This window comes from Alicyclobacillus fastidiosus, from assembly GCF_026651875.1.
Taxonomy (GTDB): Bacteria; Bacillota; Bacilli; order Alicyclobacillales; family Alicyclobacillaceae; genus Alicyclobacillus; species Alicyclobacillus fastidiosus.
Window position 1 is genome coordinate 4,722,835 of the sequence record NZ_CP104067.1, and the last position, 19,421, is coordinate 4,742,255.

Annotated in this window: 18 protein-coding genes and 1 riboswitch; of the genes, 4 read left to right on the top strand and 14 right to left on the bottom strand. The window is 53.6% G+C overall.

Annotation, left to right across the window (positions count from 1 at the left end; all coding sequences use genetic code 11):
* Positions 1-57: 57 nt before the first annotated feature.
* Positions 58-342, bottom strand: a complete 285-nt coding sequence (locus tag NZD89_RS23165) for a hypothetical protein (RefSeq protein WP_268005037.1) — start codon at positions 340-342, stop codon at positions 58-60.
* A gap of 222 nt (positions 343-564) precedes the next feature.
* Here NZD89_RS23165 and bioB point away from each other — a divergent pair, with 222 nt between their 5' ends.
* Positions 565-1,563: a biotin synthase BioB gene (gene bioB, locus NZD89_RS23170; protein ID WP_268005038.1), complete on the top strand. Its 999-nt coding sequence runs from the start codon at positions 565-567 to the stop codon at positions 1,561-1,563.
* Positions 1,564-1,644: 81 nt separating this feature from the next.
* Here bioB and NZD89_RS23175 read toward each other — a convergent pair whose 3' ends face one another.
* From NZD89_RS23175 to nagB, 3 genes are all read right to left on the bottom strand, one after another.
* Positions 1,645-1,959 carry a hypothetical protein gene (locus NZD89_RS23175; RefSeq protein ID WP_268005039.1) on the bottom strand — a complete coding sequence of 105 codons (315 nt, stop codon included), beginning with the start codon at positions 1,957-1,959 and terminating at the stop codon, positions 1,645-1,647.
* A 106-nt stretch (positions 1,960-2,065) separates the two neighbouring features.
* On the bottom strand, positions 2,066-2,308 hold the full coding sequence (locus NZD89_RS23180; RefSeq protein WP_268005040.1) for a hemolysin XhlA family protein: 243 nt from the start codon (positions 2,306-2,308) through the stop codon (positions 2,066-2,068).
* 233 nt (positions 2,309-2,541) lie between these two features.
* The gene (nagB, locus tag NZD89_RS23185) at positions 2,542-3,261 is read right to left on the bottom strand and encodes a glucosamine-6-phosphate deaminase (protein WP_268005042.1); all 720 of its coding nucleotides are present in this window, start codon (positions 3,259-3,261) and stop codon (positions 2,542-2,544) included.
* A gap of 185 nt (positions 3,262-3,446) precedes the next feature.
* Here nagB and NZD89_RS23190 point away from each other — a divergent pair, with 185 nt between their 5' ends.
* Positions 3,447-4,211, top strand: coding sequence for a DeoR/GlpR family DNA-binding transcription regulator (locus NZD89_RS23190; RefSeq protein ID WP_268005043.1), 765 nt, complete (start codon positions 3,447-3,449; stop codon positions 4,209-4,211).
* A gap of 98 nt (positions 4,212-4,309) precedes the next feature.
* Here NZD89_RS23190 and nagA read toward each other — a convergent pair whose 3' ends face one another.
* The 6 genes from nagA to NZD89_RS23220 form a co-directional block, all read right to left on the bottom strand.
* Positions 4,310-5,503: an N-acetylglucosamine-6-phosphate deacetylase gene (nagA, locus tag NZD89_RS23195; RefSeq protein WP_268005044.1), complete on the bottom strand. Its 1,194-nt coding sequence runs from the start codon at positions 5,501-5,503 to the stop codon at positions 4,310-4,312.
* The gene (locus tag NZD89_RS23200; protein WP_268005045.1) at positions 5,500-6,018 is read right to left on the bottom strand and encodes a PTS sugar transporter subunit IIA; all 519 of its coding nucleotides are present in this window, start codon (positions 6,016-6,018) and stop codon (positions 5,500-5,502) included. The genes nagA and NZD89_RS23200 overlap by 4 nt, the downstream gene beginning before the upstream one ends.
* A gap of 99 nt (positions 6,019-6,117) precedes the next feature.
* The gene (locus tag NZD89_RS23205; RefSeq protein WP_268005046.1) at positions 6,118-6,378 is read right to left on the bottom strand and encodes an HPr family phosphocarrier protein; all 261 of its coding nucleotides are present in this window, start codon (positions 6,376-6,378) and stop codon (positions 6,118-6,120) included.
* 41 nt (positions 6,379-6,419) lie between these two features.
* Positions 6,420-7,868 (bottom strand): PTS transporter subunit EIIC, encoded by a 1,449-nt coding sequence (locus tag NZD89_RS23210; RefSeq protein ID WP_268005047.1) that lies wholly within the window; start codon positions 7,866-7,868, stop codon positions 6,420-6,422.
* A 35-nt stretch (positions 7,869-7,903) separates the two neighbouring features.
* Complete coding sequence (locus tag NZD89_RS23215) at positions 7,904-8,374, bottom strand: PTS transporter subunit EIIC (RefSeq protein WP_268005048.1); 471 nt, start codon at positions 8,372-8,374, stop codon at positions 7,904-7,906.
* A 183-nt stretch (positions 8,375-8,557) separates the two neighbouring features.
* Positions 8,558-9,403 carry a BglG family transcription antiterminator gene (locus NZD89_RS23220; RefSeq protein ID WP_268005049.1) on the bottom strand — a complete coding sequence of 282 codons (846 nt, stop codon included), beginning with the start codon at positions 9,401-9,403 and terminating at the stop codon, positions 8,558-8,560.
* Positions 9,404-9,619: 216 nt separating this feature from the next.
* Between NZD89_RS23220 and NZD89_RS23225 the strand changes: the two genes are divergently transcribed.
* On the top strand, positions 9,620-13,078 hold the full coding sequence (locus tag NZD89_RS23225) for a WIAG-tail domain (protein ID WP_268005050.1): 3,459 nt from the start codon (positions 9,620-9,622) through the stop codon (positions 13,076-13,078).
* 76 nt (positions 13,079-13,154) lie between these two features.
* Here NZD89_RS23225 and NZD89_RS23230 read toward each other — a convergent pair whose 3' ends face one another.
* Positions 13,155-13,841 carry an LrgB family protein gene (locus tag NZD89_RS23230; protein ID WP_268005051.1) on the bottom strand — a complete coding sequence of 229 codons (687 nt, stop codon included), beginning with the start codon at positions 13,839-13,841 and terminating at the stop codon, positions 13,155-13,157.
* Positions 13,835-14,224 carry a CidA/LrgA family protein gene (locus NZD89_RS23235; RefSeq protein WP_268008590.1) on the bottom strand — a complete coding sequence of 130 codons (390 nt, stop codon included), beginning with the start codon at positions 14,222-14,224 and terminating at the stop codon, positions 13,835-13,837. Before NZD89_RS23235 ends, NZD89_RS23230 begins: the two co-directional genes overlap by 7 nt.
* 123 nt (positions 14,225-14,347) lie before the next feature.
* On the opposite strand from NZD89_RS23235, the gene NZD89_RS23240 reads away from it, so the two are divergent.
* Positions 14,348-15,235 (top strand): LysR family transcriptional regulator, encoded by an 888-nt coding sequence (locus NZD89_RS23240; protein WP_268005053.1) that lies wholly within the window; start codon positions 14,348-14,350, stop codon positions 15,233-15,235.
* Positions 15,236-15,677: 442 nt separating this feature from the next.
* On the opposite strand, the gene NZD89_RS23245 is transcribed toward NZD89_RS23240, so the two are convergent.
* A complete protein-coding gene (locus NZD89_RS23245) occupies positions 15,678-16,715 on the bottom strand; it encodes a ribonucleotide-diphosphate reductase subunit beta (RefSeq protein ID WP_268005055.1) in 1,038 nt (345 codons plus the stop codon).
* Positions 16,716-16,764: 49 nt separating this feature from the next.
* The gene (locus NZD89_RS23250; protein ID WP_268008591.1) at positions 16,765-19,002 is read right to left on the bottom strand and encodes a ribonucleoside-diphosphate reductase subunit alpha; all 2,238 of its coding nucleotides are present in this window, start codon (positions 19,000-19,002) and stop codon (positions 16,765-16,767) included.
* Between the two features lie 213 nt (positions 19,003-19,215).
* Positions 19,216-19,411: riboswitch (cobalamin riboswitch) on the bottom strand.
* Positions 19,412-19,421 lie beyond the last annotated feature (10 nt).

The following is a 19,421-nucleotide window of genomic DNA, read 5'->3' on the forward strand; positions in this document are numbered from 1 at the left end:
GTTCGTCTGGTCGACAGACAATTAATGGGTATTCATACCAATTGGAAATGGGCGCCCCTACGTCAATGGCACTCCGATGTAATACTTTTCGATTTGGCTATGATCAAATGACGGAGTTGGGTCGTCTTCCAGCAAGTAAAATGCCCCGTTGCGAAGCTTGACGAGATGATATTCATACGCACTGTCCTGGTCAGGAACTGTCGAGGGTGACTGCGACTCCATATACAGTGAATCGAGGGCAACATCTGAAAACTGCCGCATCGCCTCGAGGCGATCGGCGGCCAAGACAGGTATAAACTCACCGATATCTGCGATTCTCCCGACGTATTCAATCGCTCGCATCTCGAAACTATGCCTCCTCAAACCACTCGCACCTCCGAGGTGCCCATGATGCTCAATACTCAACTGGATGAAGTATCCATATATGTACTACGTTGTCCTCCACCGCCGGATCGTATGTGTGTTACGGGCGCTACCGAGCGTGAAAGACCCGCTTCCAACATCTAGTTCTAATTGTTAACCGAATATATAATATAAGTTGACAATTGGATAGGAGGCACAGAGATGACAGAAACGAACCAAACACGAGATTGGTTGTCTTTGGCGAAGGAAGTCAATGATGGGTATGCAATTTCTCGAGAGGAAGCCATTGCTATCCTCGATGAGTCGGATGAGCGGATTCTTGACCTGCTCAGCGCCGCCTTTCTCATTCGACGCCAGTACTTCGGCAGAAAAGTGAAACTGAACATGATTGTGAATGCCAAGTCCGGGCTGTGCCCAGAAGATTGTTTCTACTGTTCACAGTCGGCCATCTCGAATGCACCGGTGGAGAAATACGGCTTATTGACCAAACAGACCCTGATAGCGGGCGCAGAGGAAGCAAAACGTCGAAAGGCGGGGACCTATTGCATCGTGATGTCCGGACGGCGCCCATCCAACCGAGAAATCGAACAAGTCGTCGATGCGGTTCGCGAGATACGGAATACCACCGATTTGAAAATCTGCTGTTGCTTGGGGTTCCTCACCCATGAACAAGCCCACAAGTTAGCCACTGCAGGGGTTCACCGATATAACCACAACCTGAATACCAGTGAGGAAAACTATGCAAGCATCTGTACGACGCACACGTACGCCGATCGGGTAGACACTCTGTCCCATGTCAAAGATACTGGCATCTCGCCGTGTTCCGGCGTTATTTTCGGGATGGGGGAAACGAAGCAAGCGCGAGTGGACATGGCATTTGCTCTTAGAGAACTGGAGGCAGACTCCATCCCGTGTAATTTCTTTAACCCAATTGAGGGGACGCCCTTGTCCAAAACACGCGAACTCACGCCTATCACCTGCCTAAAAATTCTCGCCATGATGAGGTTCGTCAATCCTACGCGGGAAATCCGAATCGCTGGTGGCCGCGAGGTGAACCTCCGACACATGCAACCATTTGGCTTATATGCCGCGAACTCGATTTTTGTAGGCGATTATTTGACCACAGCCGGCGAACTTCCCGAAACAGACTGGCAGATGATTCACGATTTAGGCTTTGAAATTGAGGAGTGCGCGCTGTAAACATAGATGCACGCCGCGTCATACAACGAGCCCGTCCTACCACTCGGTGAGACGGGCTGTGCTAACCCACGGATTTGCGAATCAGTCTTCAAGCACAAGATCAGACGTGGACTCCGACGCGATGACTTCCTCTTGCTCGATGTCGGATTCATCGCAACCACAATCGTGGTGGTGATCCGACGTTTGCCTGTGGAACGAATCAATCTTGTCAAGGACGACAAATAGTGTGGACGTAGTCAACCGACGCTTGCCGTCTTTACGGACTGTCACATGCCGCAACTTCACAAGACCATCCTCGAGCGCTTCCAGCGTCCCACTGATCTCATTGCCGTCGTTTGTGAAGAGGATCACCTTGTCTCTCTTGCGGTGCTCATGTTTACGCCAATCTCCACTCATAAACCTTCCTACCTCCCTCTCGTACCGATACCTAAATTCTATGCACGCCAAGTCAATCGGCTTGGACAGGTGTCTCCTGGTGTGTCCCCATTTTTCAAAAGGCCTACTACCCGCGCGCGAGGGTCGTCGCAAGCCACGTGATAAGTCCGGTGGCAATCGCCCCAGCGACCGCTCTCCACAACCACATATGGCTGTCCTCAAGCCGTTTGACTCGCTGCTCGAGCGCTTTTACCGTCGCGTCGGCCTCCTGTGCCTTCTCACGTGTGAGGGTCATACTCTCCAGTTCCGTCTCAATGCGCACCACACGCTCACGCAATTCCTGTTCTCGTTCTGGAATGTGCTCGTTCACTCGTCTCACCCCTGACTGATGGTTGTCCTAAGATGCAGTATTCTGTGCAAGGTCTCACAGTTCGGAGACGGCTATCGGAGTCGGTCAAGAGGCCAAATCGTACGAGCTCCCTCAACATGAAAAAAGGGGGATCCGATAGGTCATTGAGCTGACTTATCGGATCCCCTGTTCGGGCGGTTAACCATCAGTGAGTGTTTTGGGCCGTGACTTTTCAAATTGGCGAAAACGCCGATTTAAAGAAGCTGGGCCGCGGCCTCATCGAGGACAATGGTGACATTCGGGTGGACCTGGAGAAAGCTGGACGGCACCGTCGTGCTGATATCCCCCTTGATGGTATCTCGAATTGCCTGTGCTTTTTTCTCCCCGAACGCCAGGAGCAGGATGTGCTTGGCCAACAAAATGGACTGGAGTCCCACTGTGATAGCTCTGGTCGGAACACTTTGTTCATCTTCAAAAAATCGTGCGTTTTCGCGAATGGTGTCTTCGGTCAACTGGACGATGTGCGTGTTGGACTTCAACGAGTTCGCCGGTTCGTTAAAACCGATGTGTCCGTTCACGCCAATACCCAAAAGTTGTAAGTCGATTGGATTGGAGCGAATCACATCGTCATACGCGGCACACACACCTTCCAAATCCGGGTTATCCCCGGATGGAAGATAGATCCTATCTGGGTTGACGTCGATGTGATCGAACAAGTTCTCCTGCATAAATGCGTGATAACTGTTTGGATGACTCGGCTTCAACCCCACGTACTCGTCCAAGTTAATGGTGGTGACGTGTGAAAAATTGAGTCCACGTCGATGAAACTCCACAAGCTGTCGATATACCGGCGTCATCGTGCCACCGGTGGCCAACCCGAGAACGGGAGAAGTCGATGTTTTCACAGTCGTTTCAATCGTTGCAGCCGCGTAGATGGCGGCCCCATATTGGTCTGGAAAGACTCGAATATTCATTTCCAATCACCTTTCGAAAAGAGAGAGTGTTTCTTCGTTCAGGAATACACTACTATTTAACCACATGACAAAGCAAAACGAAAGGAATTGAACAACAAACGAAATGGTAATCGTTCATTTCTTCGACTGTATACGCCTTGAATGGTACAATACAGTCGAGTCATGAGTGAAATGGTGGTGAATCTGTGCTGGCATCGGAACGGCGAAGAAAAATTGTGAGCTATATTCAAGAGCGCGGTGAGGTGCGGATTGAGGAGTTAAAGACGCGGTTCGGGGTCAGTGAAGTCACTTTGCGTCGAGATCTCGACATTCTCGAAAGTGAGTACGTGATCCGACGCGTTCGCGGCGGCGCCGTGTCCAACCAAGACCGACCGTTGGAGCTGCTATTCAAAGAAAAAATGGAACTCTATATAGATGAAAAGAAGCAGATTGCAAAGGCGGCCGCGGGCCTTGTCGAAGATGGGCAAGTCGTGATGTTGAGCCCTGGTACGACGACGACACTGGTCGCACGGGAATTGGTGGAAAGGCGCTCCATCACGGTCATCACCTCAGCCATCAACATCGCCGCCGAGTTGGCCGGTCGGGAGAATATCACGCTAGTGACCATTGGCGGCATCGTGAGAAGTGGATCCTACGCCGCAGTCGGTCATCTGGCCGACGAAGCCATCGCGCAAATGAACGCAGATTATGCGTTTGTCAGCGTCGACGGCGTCGAGGTATCCGCTGGTTTTACCACGCCAAACCTCCTCGAGAGTCGAACGAATATCACCATGCTCAAGTCCGCCATCCACAGCGTGATTGTGACAGACCACAGCAAATTGGGGAGAGTTGCGATGTCTCCTGTGGCCAAGTTGAATGAAGTGTCGTGGCTGATCACGGACAAACAAGCTCCAAGTGACTATGTGGACTTATTGAAACGACGCGGATGCCGTGTGATGTTGGCCGATTAGAACGCGCTCTGGCCTAGGCGCAATCCGGAGAGCACGCGACGAAACAGGCCCGGTGTGTAATCCACCGGGCCTGTTTCCATATCCCCCTGCTTCCGCCGTTAACGCTGAAACACTTGCCGGCCTGCGACCCACGTCGCGACCACTTGAAGGGATTCGTCCATCATGACGAGATCTGCATCCTTTCCGACCGCAACCGAGCCCTTCCTATCTTGGAGCCCGAGCTCCCGCGCTGGCACCAACGCCGCCATGTGCGCAGCATCCCACGGATTGACGCCGACAAGACGAACCATGTTGCGCACGGCCGCATCCATCGTCAGTGTGCTCCCGGCGAGATTGTGGCCCTCTTTTAACACAGCTACGCCGTCTTCCACAATGACGTCGAGCTCCCCGAGTTTGTACTCACCGTCCGGCTTGCCTGCGGCCGTCATCGCGTCCGTGATCAGCACCAACTTCTCGCGCCCTTTCACGTCGTAGACCAACTTCATGACGTCGACGTCGACGTGGTGCCCGTCCGCGATCAACTCGCAGATTACATCATCTGACAGAAGAGCTGCGCCGACCGTACCGCCCTCGCGGTGGTGCAACCCGCGCATGGCGTTGAACAGATGTGTCGCATGACGCGCCCCTGCACGAACGCCCGCCAGTGTCTGTGCGAGCGTTCCATCCGTGTGACCGATGGACGGGATGATACCTCGACTGCTCATCCAACGAATGGCCTCGAGCGCCCCGTCGCGCTCCGGTGCAATCGTCACCTTTTTCACAAGGCCGTTGGCAATGCCAGTCAGGCGTTCCAAGAGCTCTATGGATGGCGGGATTACATACTCCGGATTTTGGGCGCCACATTTGTCCGGCGAGATAAACGGCCCCTCCAAATGTACGCCCAGGATTTGTGCACCGCCCTCCTGCCGCAAGGACGCCTCGTGAGAGGCGCTAAGCGCCCGCTCGAGTGCGTCTATCGGCGCCGTCAGCGTGGTCGGAAGCCAGCCCGTCGTACCACGGGTCGCGTGGAAGCGACCGACGGCGTCTATGGCCTTGACGGTCCCATCCATGACTTCGTATCCGTCGCCACCGTGGATGTGAAGATCGATAAAACCCGGAAAGATCCACTGGCCTCCGGCGTCTATCGAGGTGAAGGAGTCGCGTATGAGCGCCTCGGGCAGGTTTCCCTCTCCCAGGTCGCGAATGACGCCATTTTCCACACTCAGCCAACCATTTTCCACTACGGCCCCCTCGAGGACCAACCGCGCGTTGTAAATGGCAAACGCCGAACTCGTCTGTGTCACAATTCTCACCTACTCGTCTTCAAAACGACTTTTAGAACCCAACTGTTTGAAGCTTGTACGCGGGCCTCACTCGCCGTCGTGAGGCATTCAACTTTTTGCATGTTGGTGACGATGACCGGCGTCACCAGCGATTTGGCGGTGTCTTTGAGCCTGGCGAGATCGAGTTTCACGATCGGCGTACCGACCTCCACCTGACTTCCCTGCTCGAGGAGTTTTGTGAAACCCTCACCCTTTAGTTCCACCGTGTCGATCCCGATGTGGATCAGCACCTCAAGCCCCTCGGGCGTCGTGATGCCAGCCGCATGGCCAGTCGGAAATAGTTGGGTCAAGGTTCCCGCTACCGGTGCTACAATCGTATCCGAGGTCGGGCGGATCGCCAGCCCGTCGCCGACCATTCGCTGTGCGAACACAGGGTCCTCGACAGCGTCTATAGGTACGATGTCTCCGTCGACTGGCGCGTAAATCGTCACGACCTTCGCTTCGTCGCTCGCGTCTGATGCTCGTTTGAACAAGTTTTTAAACATGATGTATCCCTCTCTAGCGGAATCTAGTTTGTCTAATTTAACCGGCTGCCTTCGAGGGCGTTCGCCTCGAAGGCAGCGGTGAGGTCTTCACATCCCGAATTAGTCGTCCAATTGGTCGATCAACGCGGCCAATTCGGACACCGCAGCCGCTTCATCAGGCCCCTCTGCCCGAATGGTGACGACAGATCCGCTCGTGACGGCCATCGACATGATCCCAAGAATACTCTTTGCGTCTACCGCTTTGCCATCCTTCTCAAGGGTGATTTTACTCTCAAACATCGCCGCCTTGTTAACAAACAATGAAGCGGGACGCGCATGAAGTCCACTGGCATTGGAAATGGTGACCGATTGTTCCTGCATAATTCTTCCTCCTCGAAGGGTGTGCTCAACCGAACGCTTCTTTACATGAACTGCTTCATCTCTTCGACTAACATATCGGCTATCGTACCGACCACGACTTGTGCGTTGTGCTGATTGAGTTTCATGACGCCACTCGAACCGAGCTGTTTGAGCACGGGTTCGTTCAATTTCGCCATGTCCTTCACATTGAGGCGCAGGCGGGTTGTGCAGGCTTCCACTTCCACAACATTTTCCGAACCGCCGAGCGCGTCCAAGTACGCTTTTGCCTTTCCGGCCATGGTGCTGAGGTCAGTTTCCGCCAGAGTCGGTGATGCAGCCGCCGGCACGTCCGCTGGGGTGTCCGCCGCCACTTGCATCTCGTCAAAGATGAACCCTGCACCCGGAATGGTGCCGCTGCCGTCGCCATCCTCGCGACCCGGCGTCTTGATGTCAAAAATTTTAATGCTGAAGTAAAAGACCACAAAGTACACGATACCAAATGCAATGCCGATCGGGATCAGCCAATATCCGTGCGTCGCGTGGTTTCGATTCAGCACGTAGTCGATGAGGCCCGCGGAGAAGTTAAACCCGTCGCGGATGCCCAGCGCATAGCAAATCGCCATGCTAAGCCCTGTGAGAATCGCGTGAACGACGTAGAGAGCTGGCGCTAAGAACATAAACGAAAACTCGATCGGCTCGGTGACGCCCGTCAAGAATGACGTCAAGGCCGCGGCGCCCATGATGCCAAAGACAACGCGTCGCCGTTCTGGTTTCGCGGCTGCCACCATCGCGAGTGCTGCCGATGGCAGACCAAACATCATAATCGGGAACATGCCGGCCATGAATCCGCCAGCGGACGGATCTCCTGCGAAGAAGCGCGTCATATCACCTGTCTTACCATGCCAGGAACCGTATACGAACCAAATGTACGAGTTGATGACGTGGTGTAGGCCAAACGGGATGAGCAACCGGTTCAAAAGACCGTAAATACCTGCGCCTACCGCGCCAAGGGCGCCAATCCAACTGCCGAGGTGGTTGATGCCCTCCTGTACAAACGGCCAAACGTAGCCGAAGACGAGCGCCAGGAGGATGGATACCAGGGTGATGAGCACGACCGCCAGTCCCTTGGTTCCCCCCATAAACTGCGCCCATTTGGCTTCCTTGCGCTTTGTCACGGCATTAAAAATCACGCCTGTGATAATGCCCGCGAGAATGCCGCCGAGGGCGTCGAGATTGATGGTGCTGTTGATGGCTGTTGCGCCATCCGTGAGGATTTCATAGGAAACAAATCCCGCGAGACCCGCAAATCCGTGGTTGTTTTTCGCAAAACCGACGGCGACGCCGATGGCGAACAAAATCGGCAAGAAATTAAATACCGCACTGCCGGCTGCGGCCATAAACGGGATATTTAAGGTGTCTGGTTGCCCAAGACGAAGCAAGAGGCCGGCCGCTGGAAGGACAGCGATAGGCAACATCAAAGCCTTGCCGATTTTCTGTAACTGACCGAGCATGGATTAATCCTCCTTTGTCGATTAGATTCCGTTGATCAATGCCAGATGTGGCCCAATACAAACGCAATTAAGAGACACGCGCCCGCAGTGACGATGGGAACGAAGCGGCGTCCTCCGAAAAACGCGAGCACGGCTGGCAACTTCGTCTTGTGGTAGCGATTGTACATATAGCCTGCGAGAACGCCGGCGATAAGACCCGCGACCACGACGATGGACCCTTTATCCCCAATATCGATCGAGGATGAGATGGAATTTGCGCCCTGAACGATGACCTCAAATCCCAAAAACGCGGCCAATGCTGCGGCTCCTTGATTTTCCTTGGCCATTCCAATAGAGATCCCAACAGCGAGAATGATTGCGTAGTTCGAAAGAATGGCATAGCCGACAGCCTGAATGAAGGCTACGTGGGCCATGGTGGGTCCGCCTAGCCAATACAGAATCGCTCCAATGGCGAACACGACCGCCATCAACCCAACGACTTTCCCAAGCCCTAGTTTGGTTTGCATGGAAATCCTCCCTTGCGAATTTTGTAAACGGTTACTGAGAGTCACAAAAAAGGCAGGCATGAGCCATAGTAGCTCATGCCTGCCTCGAATATCTGCAGTAACACGCTAATTTATTTATATCACGAATGGGGGCCAATGTGCAAGCGCCCTCCGTGTTACATAAGGGATGACCCGTGGCCTCAGTTAGTCGGACAAGCGTTCGACATGCAGCGTCAAATAGGCAATTTCGTCGGTGGGAAAGGCAATTTTTAACCTCGATTCAATCACCTGTGCCACTCGCTTCGCCACTTCAAAACTCTCTGGCAATCTGTCCATAATCACGTCGGCAAGCGGATTCTGAATCGGCTCATCCCTCAACACGCGCTGAATTGCAAACCGCAAATGAATGACCATGCGAGCGTAATTCAGCTGTGTTCGAGGCAATGGTTTTCCAAGGATGCGCTCCAACTCGTGCACAGCTAGCGTGACGGCATCGGTCACGCGCACTGTCTCGCCAATGCCGTGCGCGTGGCTGGCTGAATGCAAGTGAAGGGTGAGGAACCCCACTTCCTCTTCCGGAATCGCAATATGAAAACGGTCCTCAATCCACGCAGCTCCCGTTTTTGCTACCGACCACGCCTGTGGATAGAGCATCTTAATCTCTTCGAGAAACGGGTTCTCAATATTGATGCCGCCCTGCAGCCGGGTCAGCGCAAACCCGATGTGATCGGCGAGGGCCACGTGGATGTGCTCGTGCAGTTCAACCCCGAGTTCACGCGTCGCCAGTGCAATAATCTCCTCCGCAATTCCCACCACTTCATTGGGAACTACGGAAAACAGTTGTTCAAAATGCTGCTGGTTCTCAGCGTGGACTAGAGAAAATCGCTTTTCAATTCGTGGATCGCCGAGGCCGAATACACTGCCCCGTCGCGCGCCGAACCCGATACCTCTGCCGATGACGATTTGCTCGTCCCCATTTTTCGCCTGTAAAATCAGCACGTTATTGTTTAAAACACGCTCAATCGCGTACGCCGTCACATTGTCACTCATAGAACCCCATCTTCCCTGAGACCTCTTCACTTTCTGAAAGTATATGGGCAATCGCTGAAACTTTTCAACGAAAATCCACAATTGAGCCCGTCAATGCTTTGACGTCTTCATATTCTTGCATTTTGCCAAGGATGGGCATTCGCCTATCTCCTATTGTGGCTTGATGAATACCATTGATGGTATAGCCGAATACCTATGTGGAGGACGGGGTGCGAAGTGCAACGACCAAGACGAAAACTGAATAAAAGGAAAAAGGACGCCTCGGTGTCATCGCAAAACTGGGTGATCATCGAAGAAGAGCCTGAGGATATATGGGAGCCCGAAGAAGAGGATGTGGCGGATGAACCGCAGAATGCAAATACACATGCAAATGAACCTGCACATGCCGTAGATCCCATTCCAAACACTCCCCAAAAGCCTGGCTTACAAGCTCGTAGGAACGACCAGAAGAAGTTCGTGATTTATACGGACGATTTGAGTAACCAGGTGGTCACCACAGAGAAGATCGCAAACCGCGCGATAGACGCTACAAAAATCAAGCCGGGCACCATCGCAACGGAACTGTTGACGGATTACGCAGTCGACTCTTCCAAACTCGGCGATAACAGTGTCACAGCGAAAAAAATCGCGCAAGCCGCCATCGACAACGACCATATCGCGAACAACGCCATCTCCGGAGAGAAACTTCAGGAGCGGTCCATTGATGGGAAAAAGGTCGCTCTTCACAGTTTGACCTCAGATCATCTCGCTGACAAGACCATCGATGCGATGAAAATCGCCGAAGGCTCTATTCAGACAAAACACATGCATAAGCAGTCCGTCACCTCTGACATCATCCAAGACCAGGCGGTCACCGCCGCCAAAATCGAGGGCGGCGCCATTCATGCGAACCATCTGGCCAACTCTATCATCGACGCGAGCAAATTGGCAGATGGCTGCGTGACCGACGAAAAACTGAAGAACCGCGTCATCACCGAGAGCAAATTGGCGGAGGGCGCAGTAGGGTCACAGCAGCTTCAGGAGCAATCCGTACAGGAACAGCACGTGACAATCGGGGCAATACGCTCCCATCACTTGGCAGACAGTGCCGTGATCGCCTCCAAGTTAGCGCCAAGTTCGGTCACGACAGATAAGATGTTCGATTTTTCCGTGACGACAGAAAAAATCGCCGACAACAGTGTGACTTCGAACAAGATTGACCAAGACGCAGTGAAGTCTAGTCACATTGCGCATGGCGCGATTCGGGCGGCACACATTCAGGAGAACGAAATCACTACGCCGTTGCTTAGCGACAAGGCGGTGACGAGCGAGAAGCTCGCGAACGGAGCGGTCACCGAAAGTACGTTGAGCGATAAGGCTGTAGGTGCCCGCCACATTAAAGAACAAGCCGTGCAAATTCACCACGTCGCCGATGGGGCAATCAGCACGCACCACGTCGTCGATCACGCCATCACCACGTCGAAGTTAGCCACCGAGTCCGTCTCGACGGATAAGTTGATCGACTTCACGGTCACAGGTCGCAAACTGGCGGATTTGAGCGTGGGTTCGGAAAAATTGATGCCAAATAGCGTGTCGGACTACCATCTCCAAAAGCATAGCGTCACTCGTGAAGCGTTGCGACCTGGGTCTGTCACAACGGAGCACATCGAACCTCAATCCATCGGAAGCGACCAAATCGCCGACAAGTCTATCCACACAAACAAACTGCAAACGCAGTCCGTCACCACCGAAAAACTCGCGGATGCAGCTGTGGACGCAACCAAACTACAGGCGGCCGCCGTCCAAGCGGCGCACCTCGCCACACACGCCGTGGTCAGCAATAAAATTGCGCCCGGCGCGATAGACAAAACGCACATCGGCGGTGGGGCCGTCGCCACCGAGATGGTGCAGGACCAGGCCATTACGACAAGTAAACTGGCGGACGCCTGTGTCGACTCACAAAAACTATCCACTGGGGCCGTGCAAGCAGCCCACTTGTCTTTACGCAGCGTGACACAAGACGCATTAGCGCCTGATTCCGTCTGTGCTGACCATCTTCAAGATCAATCTGTGACGACCGAAAAAATCACCGACGCATCCGTGGACGCAAACAAGATTCAGCAAAGGGCCATTGAGGCCAAACACCTCGCCACGCACGCAGTGGTCGGCGATAAAATTGCCCCTGGGGCGATAGACGAGTCGCACATCCGCGATGACGCTGTCACCACCGGCCTAGTGCAAGACCGGGCCATTACGACAAGTAAGCTGGCCGATGGCTGTGTCGACTCGCAAAAACTATCCACAGGGGCCGTGCAAGGGTACCACTTGTCTTCACACAGCGTGACACAAGACGCCTTAGCACCTGGTTCCGTCTGTGCTGACCATCTTCAAGATCAATCTGTGACGACCGAAAAAATCGCCGACGCATCCGTGAGCGCCAACAAGATTCAGGAAAGGACCATTGCGGCGGCACACCTCGCCACGCACGCCGTCATGGGCGATAAAATTTCCCCCGGTGCGATTGACGAGACGCACATCAGCGACGGCGCGGTCGCCGCCCGGATGCTGCAAGAGGGCACCATCACGACAAATAAACTGGCGGACGCCTGTGTCGACTCGCGAAAACTGTCGTTCGGGGCCGTACAAGGGTACCATTTGTCTTCGCACAGCGTGACACAAGACGCCTTAGCACCTGGTTCCGTGTGTCCAGACCATCTTCAAGCTCAATCTGTGACGACCGAAAAAATCGCCGACGCATCCGTGAGCGCCAACAAGATTCAGCAAAGGGTCATTGAGGCCAAACATCTCGCCACGCACGCCGTCATGGGCGATAACATTGCCCCCGGCGCCATAGACGAGTCGCACATCCGCGATGGCGCCATCACCACCGACCTCGTGCAGGACCAGGCCATTACGGCAGGGAAACTGGCGGACGCCTGTGTCGACTCGCAAAAACTATCGTTCGGGGCCGTGCAAGGGTACCACTTGTCTTCGCAGAGCGTCACACAAGACGCCTTAGCGCCTGGTTCCGTCTGCGTAGACCATCTTCAAGACCAATCCGTCACGACCGAAAAACTTGCCGACGCATCCGTGGACGCGAACAAGATTCAGGAAAGGGCCATTGAGGCGGCACACCTCGCCACGCACGCCGTGGTCAGTGATAAAATTGCCCCCGGCGCGATAGACGAGACGCACATCGCATATGAGGCGATCGCCACCGAGATGTTACAAGATTTCTCCGTCACCACGGAGAAGATCGCTTCGGAGGCCATCACCAGTGACAAGTTGGACTTTGCACCCGTACGAACGGCGAGCCAGCATAAAGGCACACTCCAACAGTTTGGCATAGCCCCGTTTGAATTTGGTCCAACTGACGAGTCAGTCGATGTCACCATCGCGTTGGATGAGGCGTTCCCCCACGCACAGTTCGTGGTCGTAGCGAACACCAACATCCCTGGCTGCTATGCGGTCGTGAAAGAACAAAGTTGCACAAGTATCACGATTTCCATGATGCAGGTAGGACCAATGCTTTTAAACTCTGGGGTCGTTCACTGGATCGCAATTGGCAGCCAGTCCGTGCAGACGTCGGAGATGCTTGAGAGCTCGAACGAGGTGGTACCCGATATGGAGCCTACGTACGAACTGCAGTACGATTTTGATGATGAGTCAGATATCAGCGACCCGTACACGCTATAACAGCACGTCCGCGTGAGCGATATCGGGACCATTCGGATTGAGTCATGGAAGGCGTGTGTCCACCCGGACACACGCCTTATTTCATCGTGCTCAATACTGGCACGAGCACAGGCGCAAGCAAGAAGGTCAGCCCTGCCGCCAGGACCATCGATAAACTCGCACACGTCCCTTCCATCTCGCCCAGTTCGAATGCCCTCGACGTCCCGATTCCGTGTGCCCCCATGCCAAACAGTGCGCCTCGTGCGACGGACGACCGAATTCGGAGATAGCGAATCGCCAGTGGTCCGACGACTATCCCACTCAACCCTGTAATAATCACGAATACAGCCGTGAGCGTCGGCACTCCGCCGAGGGTCTGTGAAATGTCCATCGCAATCGGTGTCGTAACCGACCGGGGTGCAACACTGGTCGAGATGGTGTGGCCCAATCGCAACAACCGCGCGAGGACGATCGAGGACCCAATCGCCACGCTCGCCCCGCTTAGTAGACTGACCAAGAACTCGACAATGTGCGTTTTGAGTACGTGGTAATTTCGGTACAGCGGAATGGCGAGTGCCACCGTTGTAGGGTTTAAAAGGTCAGTGAGCCATTTCGCACTGCCCATATACGTGGAGTAAGTGACGTGCGTCGCCAATAGAAATGCCAACACCAGTACGAGACAGGTGATGACTGGCGTCAAAGCGACGAGGCGCACCTTTTGATAGAGCTTTTTGCAGGCATAATAGAAGACCACCGTCATGAAAATCCCGAGCAAACTCAACATGAGGTGATATCCCTCTTTTCGTCCCTATGTTTCCTCCACCGGGTGATATTTTCCGCGACGAGCCCGGTCGACAACATCACGAGGGATGTGCTTGCCACGATGACGACGACAATTTGCAGCCCTTGGTGAAACAGCAGGTGCCCGTAAGTCATGATTCCAGCCGCCGAGGGGACAAAGAACAAGAGCATTTCACGGATGAGCCAATCCCCACCCGCCTCTACAAAGCGCAACTGAATGACACGGCACTTCAACAGGACAAACAACAATACAAGCCCCCAAATACTACCGGGGACGGGAATATGCGTCCAACGCGAGATCAGGGTCCCGATTTCGCTCAGTCCATATAGACCGGCTATCTGAGCTACTAACTTGAGAAAGCGCATAGCACTCACCCTCACTACACCATCGTTTTAAATCCAGTCTACGATGTCCCGATGAATATGTATAATATATAAATGTCCTACAATTAAGTCGTCGTACGAATCATATTCGCGGGGGGTCATTCCTTGGAACTCCGGCATCTCGAGTATTTTGTAGTGGTCGCAGACGAACTTCACTTTGGTCGCGCCGCCGCGCGTTTACAAATGACGCAGCCGCCGCTCAGCCAACAAATTCAACAACTTGAGCGAGAACTCGGGGTCGTTCTCTTCAACCGTTCAAACCGACACGTCGAGCTGACGAACGCGGGCAAGGTATTTTTGGAGGAAATTCGCGACGTGCTCATCCGAATCGAACACGCAAAGCAATCAGCGCGTCGCGCCCAACAGGGGATGCTGGGGCGCCTGATACTCGGATTCGTCGGTTCAGCGACGTATGACATTCTCCCAAATGTGATTCGCTCGTACCAGGAGCAATATCCAGATGTAGACATTTCCCTGCACGAGATGGCGACGCCTGCCCAAATTGCGGCGTTGCGCAGGGGCGATATCGATGTGGGCGTATTGCGGACGCCAATTTCCGATGGAGAGCTGTCGGTGGCGGCCATAGAACGCCATTATTGCGTTGCAGTGGTGCCTAAATCTCATCGATTCGCCACGCGGTCGAGTGTACGACTGGACGAGCTGACCGAAGAGCGCTGGATCTTGATCGCGAGATCCATTTGGCCGGGACTCCACGACGAGTTCCTCTCCGCCTGCCTCGCCGTTGGGTTCAGTCCATCCATCCGCCAGGAAGTGATGGAAGTGCAAACGGCCGTAGGGCTGGTCGCTGCAGGACTCGGCGTGAGCATCGTGCCAAGTTCGACGAGAAACTTGCATACACATGACGTCGTCTATCTCAAGATTGAAGGCGTCACGCCACAAGTGGAGATGGCTATCGCTTGGCGAAGAAACGAAACCTCTGAAGTCGTACAAGCATTTCTTGCGATGATGAACCTGCCGCGACAATCGAGATAGAAATTGCGCGGCGTCAACAGCTCGTCTCCCGTCGCCTAAGTCAGATCACTTATGAATCAAATTCTTGATTTTCTCTTCTGTGTCAGATCCGTGTGAGGGGGGACATTTATACCAGTATAGACAACAATCTGTATTAGGATAATAGTACGTGGCATCATGTTCGTGTAACAAAGTAGGCAATGGAGGCGTTCGTCGTGGAACGAGTCGCGATTACGGGAATGGGTGTAATCCCCCCCTCGGGAATGATGTAGATACGCACCCATATGTTCAAATGTGGATAAGATTGTGGATTAACCTGTTGATAACACCATCTCACTGTGGATAACCCTGTTGATAGCCATCTCAAACACCACATGTCCACACCCGTGTTGACGGATTGTGAACAAGGTTGTAAAAGCGTTTTTCGCTGCACAGCGATGTCCTTCGCAGTGTACGCTATCGATCACAACTCGTCCCACTTCAGGTTGGCAGATTTCGTGTAGTTCGTCACTTTCTGCTCGAAGAAATCAGTTTTCATGGAGTTCATCGCCGCGAACTGGTCGACCCATCGCATGGGGTGGTGGACGACCTCAGGGTAGAGTGGTTCCATGTTCAACGACTTCAGCCGAACGTTGGACAGGTATTTGATGTACTGAGTGATCAGTTCATCGGTTAAACCTGGAATGTGCCCATCCGTCACGTACTGCCCCCATGCGATTTCATGCTCCACCGCCTGCCGCATCATGTCTCGAAGTTCGTCGATTAAAGCGGGCGTCACAAGCTGCGGATTCTCTCGGGCGATTTCCTCAAAGATGTGCCGGAAGAGCGCCAGATGTGTCAATTCATCCCGTTGAATGTACTTGATTTCGGACACCGTACCGAGCATCTTGCCCTGTCTGCCAAGCGCAAAGAAGAAACTAAATCCGGAGTAAAAATACACGCCTTCGAGGATGAAGTTTGCCATCACCGTCCGAACTAGGTTTTCGTCGCTCGGGTCCTGGATGAACTGTTCGTACCTATCCGTAATAAACTGATTCCGCTTCAGCAAATGCTCGTCATTGCGCCATTCGTTGTAAATGGTGTCGCGCGTCTTCGCACTGACCACGGAGTCGAGAATATATCCATAGGACTGAGAGTGAACCGCTTCTTGAAACGCGTGTACGGTTAAACACAAGTTCACCTCCGGGGCCGTGATGTACTCGTTGATGTTCGGCAGGTTATGCGTCTGGATGCTGTCGAGAAAGATGAGAAACGAAATAATCTTGTTGAAGCTGCGCTGTTCATGTTCCGTGAGCGTCGGGTATTGACGTGCATCGTCCCCGAGCGCGATCTCCTCGGGAATCCAAAAGTTGCTCATCATCGCTCGATACATGCGGTAGGCCCACTCGTACTTCACGTTGTTCAACTCGAGCAGGTTGGTGGTATTCCCGCCAATCATTCGCCGGTTTCCCCAGTCCCTGTCGCCAATTTCGTTAAATAGTTTTGTCCGCTGCAACTGCATAAATAGTTCCCTCCACACTAGAAGTTGTTTCCGAGTTCTGTTCACTCACTCAAGACGAACACGCTACACAATCCTCGACTTCCACCGATTGATTTCGCACGTAGTAGACGGTCTTTAAGCCACTTTTCCAAGCCTGCACGTACAGGTTTAGAAAATCGCGAACATGGATGTCTGGCGTGATGTATAAGTTAAATGACTGCGACTGGTCGATATGCCGCTGGCGGACGGCACACGCGCGAATGCTCCAGAGTTGGTCTATCGCATGCGCCTCTTTGTAGAACCAGAATGTCTGTGGGTTTAGGTTCGGTGGCGTCTGCGGGACCACCCCATTCTTTTTCTCTTCGAGAAAGAAACGGGAGAACACCGGATCGATGCCTGCGGTGCTGCCCGCGATGAGGCTTGTACTACTCGTCGGCGCGATGGCGAACAGATACGCATTCCGCAGTCCATGCGTCGCAACTTCGCTTCGCAACCAATCCCAATCCGGGCCCCCCTCGCGACTTTGATAACCACGGCGGTCAAAATAGGCGCCCGTTTGCCAATCAGACCCTTCAAACAGCGCATAGGGCCCCTTTTCCTTCGCCAGTTCCATCGACGCCTTCATGGCGAAGAAATTGATCCATTCAAACAGTTCATCCACATGCTTCAGATGTTCCTCGGACTCCCAGACGATGCCTCGCTCTGCCAGGTATTGATGATAGCCGCTGATCCCCAAGCCAATCGCACGGTATTTGCGATTTGTTACCTCCGCTTGCTTGACGGGGTAGTAGTTCAAATCGATGACGTTGTCCATCGCGCGGACCTGTGTGCAGACAATGCGCTCCAGGGATTCACGACTGCCACTTCTACCCAGGTTTAAAGAAGAGAGGTTGCATACGACAAAGTCGCCTGCCTCATAGCGCACGACGACATTGCCGTCTTCGAGGGATTCCTCCATCGAACGCATCGGTTTCATATTCTGCATAATCTCGGTACACAGGTTGCTGCAATAAATCATCCCGGCGTGTTGGTTGGGATTCAGTCGATTCGCGGTGTCCCGAAAGAACAAAAACGGCGTCCCCGTTTCAAATGCGGACTGCATGATCCGCTTCATGACGTCAATCGCAGGAACTTCCACCCTATCCAGGTCTCTGTGGTCGATACAAGCCTGATACCGCCGTTCAAACTCCTCGCCCCACGCGTCTTCCAGCCGGAATCCCATCACCTGTTCCACCTCGTACGGGCAAAACAGATACCACATCTCCCGACGCTCTAGTCGCCGCATAAATTCGTCCGGGATACAGACCCCCGGGAAGATGTCATGAGCTTTCATCCGCTCGTCGCCGTTGTTGGTGCGCAACTGCAAGAAATCGTGGATGTCCTTGTGCCACACATCCAGGTAAATGGCCACGGCCCCGCTACGGACACCGAGTTGGTTGCAGCTCACCGCCGTGTTGTTGTAATTTTTCACCCACGGGATAACGCCCCCACTGGCGCCTTTATGGTTGCGAATCGCCGATCCTCTGGCTCTCACCTTCCCCACATAAATGCCCATGCCGCCGCCGAACTTTGAAACCCGTGCAAACGCTTTGTCGGTTTCGTAGATGCTGATGAGATCGTCATCTGGCATGTCGATGAAGCAAGAACTGAGTTGATGAAACGGTTTGCGGGCGTTGCTGAGTGTCGGAGTCGCAACGGTCGCCTCAAGCTTGGACAAGACATCATAGAACTGCTTTGCGCGCTCCAGTTTGTCCACTTCGTCCATGGCCAAATGCATCGCAACCCCCATGAACAGCTCCTGTGGCAGCTCCAAGAGCTCCCCTCGATGGCCCTTTAGCACGTAGCGGTCGATCAACTGTTTTAACCCCACATAATTAAGGAGCAGGTCGCGCTCCGGCCGTATGTACTTGGCGAGTTCGTCGATTTCAGCCTTCGTGTAATGTTCTCGAACATACCGCCCATACCGCCCGAGGTCCTCAAGTTGGACGATAAGCCCGTAAAAATCCCCATATCCCAGAGAGGAATATCCGCGGTTACGCGCCGATTCCTTGTAACAATCGTGCAGAAGCAGCCGCGCAGCAGCGAATTGCCAATTGGGTTCCTCGACGGTGGTCTTCTCCACGGCCAGTTGAATCATGGTCCTCGCCACTTCCTTCGTCGACAACCCATCCCTCATCTGCGCTTCTAAAGCCATTTCCAAACTGCACGGCTCGCAACCTGCCAGTCCAGCACAAGCTCGTTCGACGGTCTGCTGAACCTTCTTTGCATCAAAGGCCACGGTCGTCCCGTCTCGCTTCTGGATCATCATCGTTTGACGACTGGAAACATCCGGTACTTCAACCGCTCGTATGGTCAACTGCCATTCCTCCCAATCTTCCTACCAAATAAAAAGCACCCCGTCCCCTCGAGGGAACGGAGTGCCTAAGTCACGAAGCGCAAGGTGAAATTCAAATCACACCAATGGGACATGAAGCTAAAATGTCCGTCGTTTCCAAAGCCCTCCCCAATCCCTCGTGGGGGTGTTGCAAGGACAAACCGGGCAGGTCTCCGGACTTGGATTCATTTGCAGAAACTAGCCTTCCCCGAATCATCGAGTGGCTGGTGGCAAGAGCCACCAACAGTTTGTGCATCTTCCTTACCGTGGCGAGGACCGCTCCAGAATTTCACTGGATTCCCTTTTCACCCACATCGTGGGCACCTGGTTTACAGATCAAGTTGTAGCGTGAG